Origin of the sequence: Buttiauxella sp. JUb87 (assembly GCF_004361975.1) — a bacterium.
GTDB lineage: Bacteria > Pseudomonadota > Gammaproteobacteria > Enterobacterales > Enterobacteriaceae > Buttiauxella > Buttiauxella ferragutiae.
In genome coordinates this window covers 556,266-573,351 of the sequence record NZ_SNVY01000003.1, presented here as the reverse complement: position 1 = coordinate 573,351, position 17,086 = coordinate 556,266, and the positions used below count along the sequence as shown (strand labels likewise).

Below are 17,086 nucleotides of genomic sequence, written 5' to 3'. Positions count from 1 at the left end.
TATTGTTAAGTTTGTTGGTTCATCCGTTCCAAATTAAATCAAAAACAATAAATACCCTTCGTAAATACTGCCTAATACCTCGGTAATTCCTTGCATTCATTTTCTCAACTTAGAATAAATTCACGAGAGAAACAAAAGACATTTCCAATCATATTAAATTGAGTGAGCAACAACACAAAAAATAGCAAAACCACTCCTGATTAATAAAAAATGTGAAGTCTATACAAGTTGGTTATCGGACAAATGCAATAAGCTGTCATACAGCAATAACGGCCTCCATTCGAAACTTCACCTTTTCTTTTATGCAGGAAGCATTTTATATGAAATTTTTGACACTGCCACGCAAACTACTTTGTGCCTCGCTGATTACGTTGTGTGCCACAGGTGCAAATGCTGCTGACAAAATAACTTTAAAACTCGCGCATAACCTGGAACGCAGCCATGTTGTGCATCAAGCCTATGAACAATTAGCCAAAGAGGTACAACAACTTTCTGATGGCAGTATGCGTATTCGTATTTATCCAAGTAGCCAAATGGGTAGCGCCCGTGAAACATTAGAACTATTACAAAATGGCGCACTGGATATGACCAAAGGTTCTGCCAGTGATTTGGAATCTTTCGACAATACTTACGCTATTTATAATTTGCCATATTTATTCAAAGACCAACAACATTTTAATCGCGTGGTATTTGGTGAAATCGGCAAAGAAATTATGGAATCAACCAAAGATAAAGGTTTCTTTGCTATTTCAGCATATGTTGCAGGTACCCGCAGTTTTTATGCGAAAAAACCGATCACCAAACCAGAAGATTTAAAAGGACTTAAAATTCGCGTTCAGGCCAGCCCAACCACCTTGAAAATGGTGGAATTAATGGGCGGTTCACCAACCCCTATTTCTTTCGGCGAAGTGTATACCGCAATGCAGCAAGGCGTTGTTGATGGCGCGGAAAATAACGTTCCATCATGGGTGCAGACTCGCCATATCGAAATCGCCAAAGTGTTCTCGGAAGATGAACATACATCTATTCCCGACTTCCTCGTTATCTCAACCAAAACCTGGGACAAACTATCCCCTGAACAGCAGCAAATCTTGATGACAGCGGCGAAAAACTCCGAAACATATCAACAAAAGCTTTGGGACAAAGTCGATTCTGATTCACGTGCTAAAGCTAAAGCGATGGGGGCCACTATCCTCAGCGTTGATAAAGCCCCGTTCCGCGCAGCCGTAAAACCGCTGTATGACGACTTCGCCAAAGATCCAAAACAAGCGGCTCTGCTGGCTAAATTCGAAGCCGCTACCGAGTGATTTAGGGTTGCAGGTTTCAGCGGGTGAGCTCCTCACCCGCTCGTCCAAAGTTAATTTTCAGGTATACAAACATGATACTAAAGCCCATAAAGCTTGCGGTAGACCGGACTATTGCCACTTTTTCCGTGCTGGTAATGGTCGCGCTGGTCATCTGCGTGGTGTGGCAAGTGTTTAGCCGCTATGTACTCAACCAGCCCAGCACATTGACCGATGAACTGGCGCGTTTTCTGATGATCTGGGTGGGTCTATTGGGCGCGTCATACACCGTGGGTGCACAGCGCCATCTGTCCATCGATTTTCTTTCCATGATGATGCCAGACAATAAAAAACCCCTGCTCGGCATGCTAATCAACACACTGGTGCTGCTATTTTCTGGCGGGGTTATCGTCAATGGCGGCCTAAAACTCATTGAAAAGACACTTGCCACTTCGCAACTCTCGGCGGCGCTGCAAATCCCTATGGGCTACGTCTACATAGTGCTGCCGTTAAGCGGGGCGATCATGATGTTTTATTCGCTCTACTTTATCTTGACCGATGCTCAAACTTTAGTCCGTCACGAGGGTAAATAATGGAAACTTACATCGCCCTTACCTTATTCGGCGCGTTCTTCGTGCTGGTGTTTCTCGGGGTTCCTATCTCATTCGCCATTGGGATCGCCACCGTTTCATCGATGCTTATCATGTTCCCATGGGACGTTGCCATTATCACGGTTTCACAACGCCTGGCGAACGGGTTGGATAACTTTGCTCTGCTGGCGATTCCGTTCTTCATTTTTGCCGGAACGCTGATGAACAGCGGCGGGATAGCCATCAGGCTAATTAACCTGGCGCAAATTATGGTAGGACGGGTACCGGGTTCACTGGGCCACGTTAACGTACTGGCGAACATGATGTTTGGTTCGATTTCCGGTTCAGCAGTCGCGGCGGCTGCTGCCGTGGGTGGCACACTTTCGCCGATTCAAAACAAAGAGGGTTACGATCCGGCGTTCTCGACAGCGGTCAACGTTTCCTCTTGTATTACCGGTTTACTGATCCCACCTTCTAACGTGTTGATCGTCTTCTCGCTGACTGCTGGCGGGGTTTCGGTCGCTTCGCTATTTATGGCCGGGTACTTACCTGGCATCCTGATGGGTCTGTCCATCATGCTGGTGTGCGGGATTATCTCCAAACGCCGCGGCTATCCAGTATCCGCTCGTCCAACGTGTGCACAGGCGGCCAAAGCGTTTCTCGATGCCTTGCCAAGTTTGTTGCTGGTGATCATCGTGATGGGTGGAATTCTGGGCGGCGTATTTACCGCAACGGAAGCCTCGGCTATCGCGGTAGTTTATACCTTCGTGCTCTCGGTGCTTATCTACCGCGAAGTGAAATGGCGCGATTTACCGAAACTAATCCTCGACTCCGTGGTAACCACCTCAATTGTTCTGCTACTGATTGGCTTCTCGGTTGGCATGTCGTGGGCGATGACCAATGCTGATATTCCATACATTATTAGCGACACGCTGATGGGGATTTCAGACAACCCACTGATTATTCTGCTGCTGATTAACATCGTGTTGCTGATTGTCGGCATCTTTATGGATATGACGCCTGCGGTGCTGATCTTCACGCCAATCTTCCTGCCGATTGCGCAAGAGTTGGGTATGGACCCGGTGCATTTCGGCATCATGATGGTAGCGAACCTGTGCGTCGGGTTGCTGACACCTCCGGTGGGAAGTGCGCTGTTCGTGGGCTGCTCGATTACCGGCGTGAAAATCCAGCACCTGATCAAACCGCTGCTACCGTTCTATGCCGCATTATTTGTTTCACTGATGATGATTACCTACATTCCTGAGATTTCGCTGTTCATTCCTCGATTGCTGGGACTGATGTAATTCCTGCCTGCTTGAGACTGATGACAAATCACACACATGGTGGATGACGCTGGCGCTTATCCACCCTACAAAACCTTCTGGAACGGAGTAGATTGGATAAGCGCCAGCGTCATCCACCCTACAAAACCTTCTGGAACGGAGTAGATTGGATAAGCGCTAGCGTCATCCACCCTACAAAACCTTCTGGAACGGAGTGGGTTGGATAAGCGCCAGCGTCATCCGACAGCTGACCTTATCATAAGCAATCATGTGATACTTTTGTGAATCCACTCACTTTATTCGCCGCTAACAATCCCTACTGTATACAACACAAGAATTGTCTCTTGTGATTACTTACGGAGCGGTAAGAATGAAAAACCTGATGGCCGCAATAGAAGCAAAGCTGATGCCGCTGGCCGCGAAAATGGCGCAACAACGCCACCTCGGAGCCATTCGCGATGCCTATATCTCATTTATGCCGTTTATCATTGTCGGTTCAATCCTGCTGGTTATCTCCTCTTTCCCAAGTACCGCCTATCAGCAGTTTATGGCGTCGATTTTTGGTGAAGGCTGGTCTGCAACTGTCGAAATCCCGTTTACTGCCATCTTCTCCACCATGGCGGTATTTATTAGTTTTCTGGTCGCCTACCGTCTTGCCGAACGTTATGACATCGACAAAATGTCATCCGGGATTTTGTCTCTTTCCTGCTTCTTGATTCTCACCCCTTTCGCGAAAACTCAGGAAATCGGCAACCTGATCCCCATGGAATGGCTCGGCTCCAAAGGCTTGTTTGTGGCGATGCTCGGGGCAATTGCCAGTACCGAATTGTTTGCCTGGATGCTGCGCCAGAACTGGGTGATTCGCATGCCGGATGGCGTGCCACCCGCAGTGCAAAAATCCTTTGCCGCGCTGATCCCGTCATTGCTGGTTCTGGTGCTTGCGCTGGCGGTTCGTGTGTTGTTTGCCAAAACCGAGTACCACACCATTCACCAGTTTGTGTACGAAGTGCTCGCCACGCCAATCCGCCACTTTGGCACCTCGTATGTCGGCGCGTTGTTTACCTGCTTTAGCATCACCGGCTTGTGGTCTGTCGGGATCAACTCCGGCTCGATGGTGAACGGCATCCTGCGTCCTTTCTGGATGGAAAACCAAATGGAGAACCTGGCGGCTACGCAGGCCGGTTTACTCCCACCGCACGTTGTCACTGAGCAGTTCTACGACATGATTTGGATGGGTGGCGCGGGCGCAACTTTGTCTCTGGTGATTGCTATGCTGCTATTTGCCCGCAGCCAGCACATTAAGAACGTTTCGCGTCTGGCCATCGGTTCTTCCATCTTCAACATTAACGAACCGGTGCTGTTTGGCCTGCCGGTTATCATGAACCCGATAATGCTAATCCCATTCAACCTGGTGCCGCTGGTACTGGTCACCGTGCAATACATCACCATGTCGCTGGGTTGGGTCGCGACCACCACGGGCGTGTATATCCCCTGGACGCTGCCGCCGGTGTTGAGCGGGTTTATCGTGACCGGGCATCTTAGCGGTGCGGTGATTCAGTTAACCAACCTGTTGATTGGCGCCATTATTTATCTGCCATTCCTCAAAGTTGTGGATAAGCAATATCGGGCCAATGAAGCGCCGGAGCTTTCTGCATCCACCAAACCCGCCACGGAGTAACTAAAACATGACGTTATCGACAAACTGGGGCGTGATTGCGACCTGGCGTATGGCCTGGGAAGGCGTTGGCGAAGCCGCGCAAATGTTGCAAGGGAACAGCGACGCCAGTGGCGCAGCAGTTCGCGCCGTCACTTGCGTGGAAGATTATCCATTCTATAAATCTGTCGGCTACGGCGGTTTGCCCAACGAGCAAGGCGTGGTTGAGCTCGACGCGGCCTTTATGGATGGCTCAACGCTTGCCATTGGCGCGGTCGCTAGTCTTCGCGATATCGCCAATCCTGTCCTTGTGGCACAGGCGTTAAGCCGTGAGCGCTTCAACAGTTTTATGGTTGGTGAAGGAGCGCAAACCTGGGCTTTAGCACAGGGCTTTGAGCGCAAAAACATGCTGACGGATCGTGCGCATCAACATTACCTGAAGCGCAAACGTGAAACCCTGGATCGCGGCCTCAGCCCGTATACCGGGCACGATACCGTGGGTGTAATTACCCTCGACCATAACCAGCAAATGTGTGTCGCCACCTCCACCAGCGGCTTGTTTATGAAGCGCCCAGGACGCGTGGGCGACTCCCCGGTTTCCGGTTCAGGTTTTTATGCCGATAGCCAAATTGGTGCTGCCACCGCTACAGGCCTTGGCGAAGATCTGATGAAAGGCTGTATTAGCTATGAAATTGTCTGCCGGATGGGGCGTGGCATGTCACCCCAACAGGCTGCTGAATCGGCGGTTTACGATCTCGAAAGCCAGCTGATTGCCCGTTTTGGTCGCGCCGGTGATTTATCAGTGGTGTGTATGAATAACCGTGGTGAATATGGTGCGGCAACAACCATCGATAACTTCTCGTTTTCCGTCGCCACTCCCGCACAAAAACCCACGGTCTTTTTGACGACCCGCGAAGGTAAGCACACGCTGATTCGCCCGGCAGACCAGGCCTGGCTTGATGCTTATCTGCAACGCGTAACCGCAGAGGTGATTATATGAAATGCCAGTTAGCCGCTTTTACACCATGCCCACCAGACGCGCATTTGGTGTTGTGGAAAAATCACACCGATGCGTGGCCGAAGCCATTGCACTCTTTGCTTGATGAAATGGCGCAACATGATGAAGTGCAGTCCACCACTTTCGGCTTGCATGGTGTTTGCCAGCAGTTGTCTCTTTTGCCATCCAGCCAACTGGATAGCCCCGTGGTGTTACGCCAGCTAACGGAAAGTTTGACCAACCTGCTGCCCAGCCCCGTTTCGCATCCGATTGCCATCGATATTTCTGGTTTTGACCTGGCAAACCCTGGCGTTTTTGCTCGCCTGCGCACGTTGCTGGTCGCGCTGATGAACCGCTTTTATCAGTTACCGCAGTTGGGTTATCGCCAGCAGCAAAAAGAGAGCAACGGGCAACTTTGGTTGTTAATCCGCGAAGCAAACTTACAGGCGCATGAACTCGCATGGCAAACTCAGGCCATCGCGCAAGGCATGCTGCTTTCCCGCCGCCTTGCCGACACGCCAGCTAATGATTGCCGCCCCCAAGACGTTGCTCAACAAGCCGCAGCCTGGGCCGCTACCCATCCGCAAACACACTGTGAAATTCTTGATGAACACGCGATTCGTGAACTCGGCATGGGTTGTCTTGATGCCACAGGAAAAGGCAGCAAAAATCCGCCCCGGTTGGTGACATTGCGCTGGCAGGGTGCGGCGGAAAATGCCCCAACTTATGCGTTTGTCGGTAAAGGGATAACCTTTGATACTGGCGGCCTGTGGCTGAAAGAAGGCGAAGGGATGCGCACCATGAAATACGATATGTGTGGTGCCGCCGTGGTCTTCGGGCTGATGGAGATTGTTAGAACACTGCAATTGCCACTGAATGTCGTGGCAGTAATGGCGCTGGCCGAAAACATGCCGGGCGAAAACGCCATGCTGCCAGGTGATGTAGTGAAATCTCACGCGGGGCTAAGCGTGGAAATTATTAATACCGACGCCGAAGGCCGTCTGGTGCTGGCAGATGCGTTGAGTTATGCCGCCACGCGCTTTAATCCGGCAGCATTAATTGATGTCGCTACCCTGACCGGAGCGGTAGTGAAAGCACTGGGTTATGACATTTCTGGCCTGATGAGTAACCATGTACAACTCAGCCAGCAACTACAGCAAGCTGCCGACTTAACGCAAGACCGAGTCTGGCCGTTACCGCTGGACGAAAGCTTTGATCCGCAAGTCAAAAGCCATATTGCCGATCTCACCAATACACCGCCGAACAATGCAGCAATTGCAGTCTCTGCCGCCCATTTTTTAAGTCAGTTTTGCCACCAAAAACCCTGGGCGCATTTAGATGTCAGCGGTACTGCGCTGAGTCGTGGTAAATTTACCCAGGCCAGCGGCCGCCCTGCTCTACTATTGACGCAGTTCTTACTCGGTCTTTGCGAAGGGAAAACGAAGGATCTGTAGCCAGGTTATAAGCGGGATTTTAACCACGCAACCGGTGAGAGGTTTTTCAGCCGGTTGCGGATAATTCGTTTATTCAGCAAATCCTCGAACTCCAGCAATACCGCACCAAATCCCAGGCGTTTGTCATAACGTTCACCGTTAAGTAGTTGTTCCAGAGTCTGCGCCCACTCACCGTTTGCTGCGCGAATTTGCCACTCTTCCTGCTGCGCTTCATGCAGTGGAACCTGTAACTTGTGCGTCAGTTGACGAGCAAGTTCGCTCGGGCAGGCCATTATCGACTGCACCTGCAACGGTAAACCTTGCTGCAAAAAGCCCACCAGCGCCTCCAGCGTTTGCTCACTTCCCCGCTCACGCAGTGCCACCGCCAGGAAACCTGAAACCGGGCAGCTAAATGCCAGTAGCGCGCCGTGTTTGTGGCTAATGGTTTCCGGTAGTGGGAAAACATCCAGGTGCAGATGACCCACAGGTTGTTTTAAATCGGGTTTCATCAAACGGGATTGCTGCCAGTTTTGCAGCGTTCTACTGACACTTGCGCGGGAAATGCCTTGCTGAACCAGTAATTGCGCGGCTTCTAACAGTTCATCAAGCGACAAAGCCAGACGCACACGCAGGAAAATCAGCAGCGCCTCTTGTTCAGGGCTAAGTGCACGATGAATGGTATTTGGCCGATGAGATTTGTCGTAACAGTCATCTCGCTTACGCCAGCGCCTGACGGTATCCACAGAAATATTCAGCTCTTCCGCCAGTTCACTGTCGGATTTGTCAGAGCTTTGAATATATTTGCGGGTACGCGGCGTCGTGGTGGCATTGGTGTGGAGCTTAATCTCCATCAGACCTCATCAGGCATACGGTTAAGTAAAGCCCTCATTATAAAAGCAACTTTACGAGCGAAAAGAGCAAATCGACAGATTATCGAAAAATAAGCGCGCAAGCGATTGCAGGCCACAGCAGCCCTGCTGCTGACAGAAAAATTAGCAAAAGGTGCGCTAAACCAAGTAGTTGTAAAGATATATAAGTCACAATGATAATTCGCACGCTAATCATTTTTAATTTCAATGATTTAGCAATCATTCAATTTTTTTGAATAAGGAGGTCAATTCTATTCGATTTATTATTCTGCTAAAAAGTGTGACCATAATCACATCGACGGAACATCGTCATCTTAAACAGAATAACCTGCGAGATATTAACTATGAAAACCATCAAATATGCTGTAGCCGCCATCGCCCTTGCTACTCTTTCTTTCGGCGCGTTCGCTGTACAATCAATCAATCCGGCTGAAGCTCAGAACTTAAACAAAGTCGGCGTGGTTTCAGCAGACGGCGCAACCACTCTGGACGGCCTGGAAGCAAAACTGGCAGATAAAGCACAAGCCGCCGGCGCAAAAGCGTATTCCATCACTTCGGCTAACACCAACGGCAAAATGAGCGGTACTGCGGTTATCTACAAATAATCTTCAGTATTGCCCTGATTTACCCTCATATTTTTGGAGCTTTGCTCCACACTGCATGACACTGTTATTACCCTTGTTGCCCGCGATTTTTTCGCGGGCTTTTTTTTGCTCTTTTTCTGCTCATCAGAATGTCTGATTAACGCGCATCAAACCGTCTTCAAGCGTGGCCACTTCTCCTGTAGCCACCAGACAGCAAGCCATTTGTATTTTTAATGACTGCGGTACAGGTTCCAACCCTGCAACACAACGTTCAATCCAACGGGCGGTGACTTCCGGATCTTTTCCGGCAGGTAGCACCACTTCCTCGTCGCCGATTTCAGTCTGGCGTTCACTCACAATGCGTGAACCCTGGCTGTCGATAAGTGTTATTTGCGGGCAACGCTGTGGATTGGCATACACTTCCCCTTCCGTACCGTGCATCAGCAAGCCACGCCCGCCAATGTCAGCAAAGAATTTCGCCACTTTCGGGACATATTCAGGATGCGAAACGCTGGCCAGGCGCAGCGCAGCATCTTCTGCAAACGGAGTTGCCAGTTTGGCGAGCGTGTGGGCACTATTACGCACCCCCATCCGCCAGCGCATTGCCAGCTGATCTTCCATTGGCGTGCAAAGCGCACTGATGGGGATATATACCGGATGATGAGAATCCAGTTTGGCCTGAGCCTGGCCGGCATGCAGCGTCGGCTCAATCCCCATCAGCTTAAAAATGGTTTCGGTTATGACACGCGTTGGATCGTGGCTTACGCCATGCACCACCACCGGAAAACCGAGACGGTTAAGTAACATCGCGAGCAAGGGAGTTAGGTTTGCTAGTTTGCGCGCGCCATTATAAGAAGGGATGACAATGGGCATCGGCTTGTTCACTGGTGGCGTCAGCGAGATGAGGTGGTGCTTCATCGCATCATAGAAGCCAAGCATTTCCGCCTCACCTTCGCCTTTGATACGCAGCGCAATCAGCACGCCGCCTAACTCCAGCTCCGGCACTTCGCCTCTGAGCATATGGGCGTATAAGCCGCGAGCGGTGTCAAAATCCAGATCGCGTGCGTGGTTCTTACCACGCCCGACTTCTTTAATGATCTTACGGTAATCCACTCCGACTCTCCTTTTTATTTCTTGCTCACACGTTTGCGTCGCACCGTCTTTTTCGGTGGGGTATCAATCAGTTTAGCCGCTGGCGCTTCAGGCTGGCTTATTGGAAACACTGGCAGTGCACCCAGTAAACGCTGCCCATAATTTTTGGTCAACAAGCGGCGGTCGTAAATCACCACTTCACCATAACAGCCGTGGCTACGAATTAAACGCCCGACTTGTTGAATAAGATTAAATGACGCGCTCGGTAAACTCTGTACTTCAAAAGGATAGCGTTTCAGGGTTTTTAACCATTCGCCTTCGGTGACCACCACCGGACTGTCAATTGGCGGGAAGGCAATTTTGTGGATGTGCACCTGGCTGAGTAAATCCCCTTTTAAATCCAGACCTTCGGCAAAAGATTGCAGGCCGATCAGCACACTGGTTTCACCTTGTTCAACACGTTTACGGTGCAGCTCCACCAGCCGATAACGTGGCATGTCGCCTTGCACCAGCAGTGTTAGTCGTAAATCGGTCACATGCGTCAGGAACACCTGCATCGCACGGTTGCTGGCGAACAGCACCAGCATCCCTTTGTGCTCGCCTTTTGCCAGTTCAGCACGGAAGAACGCTGCCATTTCAGCCAGATGCTGGGCTTCGTTTTCCATCGTCGGCTCAACGGTTAACTGCGGGATCACCAGCTTGCCCTGCTCGACGTGGTTAAACGGTGAATCCAGCGCGATAAACCGGTCACCTGCGTCTTCGTCCAGCCCACTCATTTCTTGTAAGCGATCGAATTTATTCAGTGAACGCAACGTTGCTGAAGTCACGATAACGTGCGGCACATTACGCCAGACCAGTTTTTCTAGCTGATCGCACACGCGGATCCCTACGCAATGGAAGAACAGATGCGGCTGACCTTCACGAACGTCACGAGTTACCCATTTCGACACCGGCGCACCCGATGCCTGCTCCATCGCCGAAAGCCGCCACAGTTTGCTCTGCGTTTCGAAATACCCCAATGCGCGGTTCATATGCAGTAACGCGCGGTGCAGACGCACAATATCGTGCGTTCCGGTTTTTTCGCCCAAATCGTTAAGCAGCGCTTCAGCCAGGCTGCGCAACCCTTCCATTAGCTTCGCCAGGCGTTTGCAAATCACCATGATTTCTTCGGGCAAAACGCCCATTTCAAAACGGTGAACCGCTTCCTGTTCGCCCGGTAACCACAATGAAACGATGCTGTTAAACGAACTCAGCAGTTCATAAATTTCATCACAATGGTTGGTCAGACGTTCGGGTGATGTCAGCGGTGGCGGGCTTTTCGGGCGGAACTGCGCCATGCAGGTTTCGACCAGTTTAGTGAAGAGATCGAACTGCAAACGGCTGTAACCGGGCGTGACTTCGGCGCTCATTTCCAGCGCGTCTCGGGCCACATCCGGCAAATGATGTCCTTCGTCTAAAATCAGCAGCAGGTTTTTTGCCTCAGGCAACACCGCGTCGCTTTCCATAGCCGCCATCACCAGCGAATGGTTTGCTACTACCACTTCCGCATCGTCAATCTCACGCCGTGCCACAAAGAACGGGCATTCACGATACCAGTGGCAATTGCGCCCCAGACAGCTGGCTTTGTCGGTGCTTAAACGCCGCCAGAGATCGTCTTCAATATTTTGCGAAGTATGGTCGCGCAGTCCGTCCCATTTATAGGCATCGAGATCGGTTTTCAGTTTGGCGCAACGTTGTTGTTCATATTTGCTGGTCGGTGCCATTTCATCTTCCAGAAAAGCCAGCAAATCACCTTGTGAAGCGTTGTCCGTCGCCAGGGCTGACAGGTTGCGCGGGCAAACGTAACGCCCACGACCAAAGGCGGCGGTAAATTTGAGATCGGGGATAATTTTGCGCAGTAGCGGCAAGTCTTTGCTGAAGATTTGATCCTGAAGAGCGACGTTGGCGGTGCTGACTACTAACGTTTTTTGCTCACCACGGGCGATGGCAATCCCGGGGATCAGGTAAGAAAGAGTTTTCCCCACACCTGTGGGTGCCTCAATCGCCAGATGACGACCCGCTTCGCCCGCTAGCGTTTTCGCCACTTCGGCAATCATTTGCCGTTGCGGTGGGCGCGGAATAAAGTCCGGGATCTGCTGCTGCAGCGCCTTATACCAGGCGGCGATTTGCTCTTTTTGAGCTGAGGACAAAGCCATGGAAACCACTTTTACTGTATAAACAACCACTATTGTCCCACTTTTTGCAGTCTTACAGCAAGGCTTGACGCATGACAAAGTGGCCAGGGGCGGTTCCTCTCTATAATCGAGCCTGTTTATCTTCCCACTGGTGTCAAAAAATGGATTATCAACTCAATTTAGACTGGCCTGAGTTTATGGCGAAATACTGGCAGAAAAAGCCGGTTATTTTGAAAAATGCGTTTCCGAATTTTGTCGATCCGATTACGCCGGATGAGTTAGCTGGTCTTGCTATGGAAGCAGAAGTGGATAGCCGCCTGGTAAGCCACACCAACGGTCAGTGGCAGGCTGCCAACGGGCCTTTCGAAGATTTTGATAATCTAGGGGAAACCGGTTGGTCGCTGTTGGCGCAGGCCGTTAACCACTGGCATGCACCCGCGGCTGAACTGGTACGTCCATTCCGTGTGTTACCGGACTGGCGTCTGGATGACCTGATGATCTCCTACTCGGTTCCTGGCGGCGGCGTTGGCCCACATATCGACCAATATGACGTGTTTATTATTCAGGGCATGGGCAGCCGTCGTTGGCGTGTCGGTGACAAACTGCCGATGCGCCAGTTCTGCCCGCATCCGGCATTGCTGCACGTTGATCCGTTTGAACCAATCATTGATGAAGATCTGGCACCTGGCGACATTCTGTATATTCCACCAGGTTTCCCGCACGATGGCTTCACGCATGAAACCGCACTCAACTATTCCGTTGGTTTCCGTGGGCCAAATGGCCGCGATTTGATCAGCAGCTTTGCTGATTACGCGCTGGAAAACGATCTCGGTGGCGAGCATTACAGCGATCCTGATTTAACCTGCCGCGAGCATCCGGGCAAAGTTGAAGGCTATGAGCTGGCTCGTCTGCGCGACATGATGATGGAAGTGATTAGCCAGCCTGAAGATTTCAAGCAGTGGTTTGGCCGCTTTATTACCACTCCGCGCCATGAGCTGGACATTGCGCCAGCGGAGCCGCCATATCAACCTGGGGAAATCCTTGATGCGTTACTCGGCGGCGAATGCCTGACGCGGTTGAGCGGTTTGCGCGTGCTGAATGTCGAGGGCGAGTTCTTCGTCAACAGCGAACCGATGGAAGCGCCGGTTCCGCATGCCGCCGATGCCCTGTGCCGTTACACCCTGTTGAGCCAGGCCGAACTGGGCGATGCTTTGCAGAACCCAGAATTTGTAAGCGTCTTAACTGAGTTAGTTAATCAAGGATATTGGTATTTCGACGATTAACAGATTTAGTTGCACCATGTAACTAAAAATTACCCAGAGTCTTTGTAACTGACTACAGTTATACGGGGGGTTTCCCGGGTAGACTTTGGGGATAACATGGCGCTTTATACAATCGGTGAAGTGGCTCTGCTTTGTGATATCAACCCCGTAACGTTGCGTGCCTGGCAACGGCGTTACGGGCTTTTGAAACCGCAGCGTACCGATGGCGGCCATCGATTATTTGACGATGCCGACCTCGAACGTATCCGTGAAATCAAACGCTGGATTGAAAACGGTGTTCAAGTCAGCAAGGTGAAAGCCTTACTGAGTGGGGAACTTCAGGATCGAGAAAGCGGCTGGCGTGAACGCCAGGAGCTATTGCTTCACCATTTACAAGCTGGCAGTCCGAACCGGTTACGAAACTGGATGGCTGACATTGGCCGCGACTATCCGGCAGAAACCCTCGTCAACCAGCTCTACATCCCTCTTCGTCGCCGTCTGCAATGCCAACAAGTCACACTCAACACGTTACTCAGTCTGCTGGATGGCGCCTTGATCAATTACATTGCGCTGTGTCTCGCCTCCGCGCGCAAACGCAGCGGTAAAGATGCGCTATTAATTGGATGGGATACACCGGATACCACCCGTTTATGGATGGCGGCGTGGATGGCAATCCAACAAGGCTGGCGTGTGGATGTGTTAGCGCATCCGTTGCACCAGTTGCGCCCTGAGCTGTTCGCCCAACAAACATTGCTGGTGTGGTGTGGCGATACGCCGACCCACAGTCAACTTGACCAGCTGGAACTTTGGCGCTGCTCGGGGTTACAAATTTACCCACTGATGAGCAACGGGCAATCGACCGAACACGCATAAGAAAAATTTAAAGGTTCATTAACAACCCTGCTTCATCTTATAATCGCAGACGTTATGTATGGAGCGAATATAAAGATGAAACTGAGTAAAATTGCCCTGGTGGGCGGTATGCTGGTGATGGCTATCGGTGGGATTGGCGGCGTAATGCTGGTTGGCTATATCGTCATCCTTCATGGCGCGTGATGTAACGTAATAAGCGTTCAAACAGGCGGTCGATAACCACGGCGGCCAACGCGACCAACAAAGCGCCTTGAATCACATAGGCGGTGTTAAAGCCGCTCAGCCCGATAATTATCGGCGAACCCAGGGTGCTGGCACCAACCGTTGAGGCAATCGCTGCGGTGCCGATATTAATGATCACCGAAGTGCGGATCCCCGCCAGAATCACAGGTGCTGCAAGGGGTAATTCGACTTTTCTCAGCATTTGCCAGCGGCTCATTCCGGCCCCCAGGGCAATCTCTTTTGTGGCTTCTGGTACCGCGCCAATCCCTGCTAACGTTCCCTGCAAAATCGGCAGCAAGCCGTATAACACCAGCGCGATAATTGCCGGTTGCTGACCAAACCCCATTACCGGAACGGCAATTGCCAGCACCGCGACGGGCGGGAAAGTTTGCCCAGCCGCGGTGATGGTTTCAACCAGAGAGCGAAACTCAAGTCCTGCCGGGCGTGTCACCGCGATACCCAGCCCCATGCCAATCACAATCGCCACCAAACTGGAAATCCCGACCAGCATAAAATGTTTGAGCGCCAGGGCGATAAAACTATCTTGTTGGTACAAAGGCCTTTCGAGTTCAGGAAAAAGCCAGCTGAACACGGGGCCGCTGTAAGGTAATACCGCTAACAATGCGATAAACAGCGCAATAAACCACAGCAGTGGGTCACGAAGCAGGCGCATTTTCACCCCGCATCTTTTCCCCCTGAACCAGGTCGCTAAAATGCAGCACCCCGCAAGGTTCACCACGCTGGTTTACCACCGGTAATTGCTGGCATTGGCGGTCAACAAACAGCGATAATGCCTCGCGCAAACTTAACGTTTCGCTGATTGGATCGCCTGCGATGCGCTCTTCCGTTCGCACCCGCTCAGCCACATGACAAAGTGACAACAGGCGTACACCAAGCTCACTGCGACCAAAGAAATCACGCACAAAATCTGTTGCCGGGCGCGTTAATAATTCCAGCGGTGTACCTTGCTGAACCACCTGCCCGCCATCCATCAGCACAATTCTGTCGGCCAGTGTTAGCGCTTCATCAATGTCGTGCGTCACCAGCACAATGGTGCGCCCAAGCAGTTGATGGATGCGGATAATTTCTTGTTGCAGCGCGCCGCGTGTCACCGGATCAAGCGCGCCAAAAGGCTCATCCATCAACAACACTTCCGGGTCAGCCGCCAGCGCGCGCGCCACGCCAACACGCTGTTGCTGCCCACCCGAAAGCTGATGCGGATAACGGTCACGAAATTGCGCTGCTTCCAGGCCGAGTAAATCCAGTAATTCGTCAATCCGCGCACTGATTCGCGCTTTCGGCCATTTCAGCAATTGCGGCACGGTGGCTATATTCTGGGCCACATTCCAGTGGGGAAACAGGCCAATCGACTGAATCGCATACCCCATGCGGCGGCGCAGAACTTTGGCGTCAAAATTACGGATTTCTTCACCTGCAAAGCGGATGCGCCCGCTATCGTGTTCGACCAGGCGGTTGATCATTTTCAGAGTGGTGGATTTTCCAGAACCTGAAGTGCCAATCAGCACCGTGAACTCCCCTTCCTTGATATGCAGCGACAAGTCGCTGACGGCTATCTCGCCCTGGAAGGATTTGCTGACATTTTCGAATTCGATCATGGCTGTTTTTCCTCAAGCAATGAGATAAACAGTTTAAAAAATGCGTCGAGGACAACCGCCAGCGCGATAACCGGGATCACACCGAGCAACACCAAATCCAGCGCGCTACTGAGTAACCCCTGGAAGATAATCGCCCCAAAACCACCGGCACCAATCAGCGCGGCAATCACCGTCATACCGATGGTCTGAACGCAGACAACACGCAGGCTGCGTAATAATACGGGTAGCGCCAGTGGTACTTCAGCCTGCCAAAAAATCTGCCAGCGCGACATGCCCATGCCTTCAGCACTTTCAATGATATTGCGTGGAACTTGCTGTAACCCTGCTACCACGCCGCGCACTAACGGCAATAGCGCGTACAGCACCAGCGCGATTAATGCTGGCGCGACGCCAATCCCGCTCACGCCCAGCGAACCCAGCCAGGGAAAAATCTTGACCAGCCCCGCCAGCGGCGCAATTAACAAACCGAACAACGCCACCGAAGGCACCGTTTGAATAACATTGAGCACCGAAAAGACCGAGGATTGCCAGCCTGGACGGTTGTAACACAGCACGCCCAACGGCACGCCAATCAACAGCGCTGGCAGCAACGTCCCCAATAACAGAGCCAGATGGCGCGACAGTGCATCATCAAAAACATCCTGACGGTTGGCATACTCTTTTAGCAGGGAAAGGTCGGAAAAAAATCCACTCAGCAGCAGTGCGAGAGGCACAACCCAGATCTGTATATTCAGCAGCAAACGCCAGAGTGCTTTGGGCGTCAGACGGTTGATGGCGTCAGTGCACAGCAGCAGGCATAAAGTTAGCGACAACCATAATCCGCTGCCCGGTGAGGAGCGCGCAAGCGTGCTTCCCTGCAGCGAAAACTGCGTTGCCGTGTTTCCCATCGCCCACAAAATAGCGATAAACGTCAGCTCGCCCACCAGGAGTGTCAATAGCAATGCAGGTGGCCGACAAGGTAACAGCGCCAGACAGGCCAGGATGAAAACCGCAACACAGAGAACCAGCCAGGCGTGCGCCGGGAGTTGGCTAAGCGCGATAGGCTCCCCGGAAACCAGGCGATTGGGTGCGAAATTGATAAACGGTAAAGCCGCGCCTGCCACTACCAGCAAAGTCACCAGTAGCAACAGGACACGATTATGAATTTTGAACAA

The 17,086-nt window shown here is 51.7% G+C and carries 16 protein-coding genes; 10 read left to right on the top strand and 6 right to left on the bottom strand.

All coding sequences use genetic code 11. The features are described 5' to 3' along the window. Positions 1 to 320 precede the first annotated feature (320 nt). The 6 genes from EC843_RS14670 (at position 321) to EC843_RS14645 (ending at position 7,261) form a co-directional block, all read left to right on the top strand. Entirely contained in the window at positions 321 to 1,307 is a 987-nt protein-coding gene (locus EC843_RS14670; protein WP_133522474.1) for a TRAP transporter substrate-binding protein, read from the top strand. A 71-nt stretch (positions 1,308 to 1,378) separates the two neighbouring features. Beyond that, entirely contained in the window at positions 1,379 to 1,876 is a 498-nt protein-coding gene (locus EC843_RS14665; RefSeq protein WP_121813981.1) for a TRAP transporter small permease, read from the top strand. Next, positions 1,876 to 3,177, top strand: a complete 1,302-nt coding sequence (locus EC843_RS14660; protein ID WP_064548388.1) for a TRAP transporter large permease subunit — start codon at positions 1,876 to 1,878, stop codon at positions 3,175 to 3,177. Before EC843_RS14665 ends, EC843_RS14660 begins: the two co-directional genes overlap by 1 nt. 349 nt (positions 3,178 to 3,526) lie before the next feature. Continuing rightward, positions 3,527 to 4,834, top strand: a complete 1,308-nt coding sequence (gene celB, locus EC843_RS14655) for a PTS cellobiose transporter subunit IIC (RefSeq protein ID WP_121813982.1) — start codon at positions 3,527 to 3,529, stop codon at positions 4,832 to 4,834. A 7-nt stretch (positions 4,835 to 4,841) separates the two neighbouring features. Further along, positions 4,842 to 5,810, top strand: coding sequence for a N(4)-(beta-N-acetylglucosaminyl)-L-asparaginase (locus tag EC843_RS14650; RefSeq protein ID WP_133522473.1), 969 nt, complete (start codon positions 4,842 to 4,844; stop codon positions 5,808 to 5,810). Then, positions 5,807 to 7,261: a leucyl aminopeptidase gene (locus EC843_RS14645; protein WP_133522472.1), complete on the top strand. Its 1,455-nt coding sequence runs from the start codon at positions 5,807 to 5,809 to the stop codon at positions 7,259 to 7,261. Before EC843_RS14650 ends, EC843_RS14645 begins: the two co-directional genes overlap by 4 nt. Positions 7,262 to 7,266: 5 nt before the next feature. Here the strand turns inward: EC843_RS14645 and EC843_RS14640 are convergent, their stop codons facing one another. Further along, positions 7,267 to 8,091: a helix-turn-helix domain-containing protein gene (locus EC843_RS14640; protein WP_133522471.1), complete on the bottom strand. Its 825-nt coding sequence runs from the start codon at positions 8,089 to 8,091 to the stop codon at positions 7,267 to 7,269. Positions 8,092 to 8,453: 362 nt separating this feature from the next. Between EC843_RS14640 and ybiJ the strand changes: the two genes are divergently transcribed. Then, positions 8,454 to 8,714: a DUF1471 family protein YbiJ gene (ybiJ, locus tag EC843_RS14635; protein WP_133522470.1), complete on the top strand. Its 261-nt coding sequence runs from the start codon at positions 8,454 to 8,456 to the stop codon at positions 8,712 to 8,714. Positions 8,715 to 8,837: 123 nt separating this feature from the next. Here the strand turns inward: ybiJ and ybiB are convergent, their stop codons facing one another. Further along, positions 8,838 to 9,806 (bottom strand): DNA-binding protein YbiB, encoded by a 969-nt coding sequence (gene ybiB, locus EC843_RS14630; protein ID WP_133522469.1) that lies wholly within the window; start codon positions 9,804 to 9,806, stop codon positions 8,838 to 8,840. A 14-nt stretch (positions 9,807 to 9,820) separates the two neighbouring features. Next, a complete protein-coding gene (gene dinG, locus EC843_RS14625) occupies positions 9,821 to 11,980 on the bottom strand; it encodes an ATP-dependent DNA helicase DinG (protein ID WP_133522468.1) in 2,160 nt (719 codons plus the stop codon). 140 nt (positions 11,981 to 12,120) lie between these two features. On the opposite strand from dinG, the gene EC843_RS14620 reads away from it, so the two are divergent. From EC843_RS14620 to EC843_RS24835, 3 genes are all read left to right on the top strand, one after another. After that, complete coding sequence (locus EC843_RS14620) at positions 12,121 to 13,242, top strand: cupin domain-containing protein (RefSeq protein ID WP_133522467.1); 1,122 nt, start codon at positions 12,121 to 12,123, stop codon at positions 13,240 to 13,242. A gap of 96 nt (positions 13,243 to 13,338) precedes the next feature. Continuing rightward, entirely contained in the window at positions 13,339 to 14,094 is a 756-nt protein-coding gene (locus EC843_RS14615; protein WP_064548404.1) for a MerR family transcriptional regulator, read from the top strand. Positions 14,095 to 14,169: 75 nt separating this feature from the next. Continuing rightward, positions 14,170 to 14,277 (top strand): membrane protein, encoded by a 108-nt coding sequence (locus EC843_RS24835; RefSeq protein ID WP_034494204.1) that lies wholly within the window; start codon positions 14,170 to 14,172, stop codon positions 14,275 to 14,277. Here EC843_RS24835 and EC843_RS14610 read toward each other — a convergent pair. From EC843_RS14610 to EC843_RS14600, 3 genes are read right to left on the bottom strand one after another with little or no spacing between them, the layout of a single operon-like run. After that, positions 14,258 to 14,989, bottom strand: a complete 732-nt coding sequence (locus EC843_RS14610; RefSeq protein ID WP_121813988.1) for an ABC transporter permease — start codon at positions 14,987 to 14,989, stop codon at positions 14,258 to 14,260. The two genes, EC843_RS24835 and EC843_RS14610, sit on opposite strands and share 20 nt — an antisense overlap. After that, positions 14,973 to 15,932, bottom strand: a complete 960-nt coding sequence (locus tag EC843_RS14605) for an ABC transporter ATP-binding protein (RefSeq protein ID WP_064548408.1) — start codon at positions 15,930 to 15,932, stop codon at positions 14,973 to 14,975. Before EC843_RS14605 ends, EC843_RS14610 begins: the two co-directional genes overlap by 17 nt. Continuing rightward, positions 15,929 to 17,086 (bottom strand): ABC transporter permease, encoded by a 1,158-nt coding sequence (locus tag EC843_RS14600; RefSeq protein WP_133522466.1) that lies wholly within the window; start codon positions 17,084 to 17,086, stop codon positions 15,929 to 15,931. The genes EC843_RS14605 and EC843_RS14600 overlap by 4 nt, the downstream gene beginning before the upstream one ends.

Coding starts and splice junctions, on each gene's coding strand:
- EC843_RS14670 (WP_133522474.1), top strand. CDS start 321: ATGAAATTTTTGACACTGCCACGCAAACTACTTTGTGCCTCGCTGATT.
- EC843_RS14665 (WP_121813981.1), top strand. CDS start 1,379: ATGATACTAAAGCCCATAAAGCTTGCGGTAGACCGGACTATTGCCACT.
- EC843_RS14660 (WP_064548388.1), top strand. CDS start 1,876: ATGGAAACTTACATCGCCCTTACCTTATTCGGCGCGTTCTTCGTGCTG.
- celB (WP_121813982.1), top strand. CDS start 3,527: ATGAAAAACCTGATGGCCGCAATAGAAGCAAAGCTGATGCCGCTGGCC.
- EC843_RS14650 (WP_133522473.1), top strand. CDS start 4,842: ATGACGTTATCGACAAACTGGGGCGTGATTGCGACCTGGCGTATGGCC.
- EC843_RS14645 (WP_133522472.1), top strand. CDS start 5,807: ATGAAATGCCAGTTAGCCGCTTTTACACCATGCCCACCAGACGCGCAT.
- EC843_RS14640 (WP_133522471.1), bottom strand. CDS start 8,091: ATGGAGATTAAGCTCCACACCAATGCCACCACGACGCCGCGTACCCGC.
- ybiJ (WP_133522470.1), top strand. CDS start 8,454: ATGAAAACCATCAAATATGCTGTAGCCGCCATCGCCCTTGCTACTCTT.
- dinG (WP_133522468.1), bottom strand. CDS start 11,980: ATGGCTTTGTCCTCAGCTCAAAAAGAGCAAATCGCCGCCTGGTATAAG.
- EC843_RS14620 (WP_133522467.1), top strand. CDS start 12,121: ATGGATTATCAACTCAATTTAGACTGGCCTGAGTTTATGGCGAAATAC.
- EC843_RS14615 (WP_064548404.1), top strand. CDS start 13,339: ATGGCGCTTTATACAATCGGTGAAGTGGCTCTGCTTTGTGATATCAAC.
- EC843_RS24835 (WP_034494204.1), top strand. CDS start 14,170: ATGAAACTGAGTAAAATTGCCCTGGTGGGCGGTATGCTGGTGATGGCT.
- EC843_RS14610 (WP_121813988.1), bottom strand. CDS start 14,989: ATGCGCCTGCTTCGTGACCCACTGCTGTGGTTTATTGCGCTGTTTATC.
- EC843_RS14605 (WP_064548408.1), bottom strand. CDS start 15,932: ATGATCGAATTCGAAAATGTCAGCAAATCCTTCCAGGGCGAGATAGCC.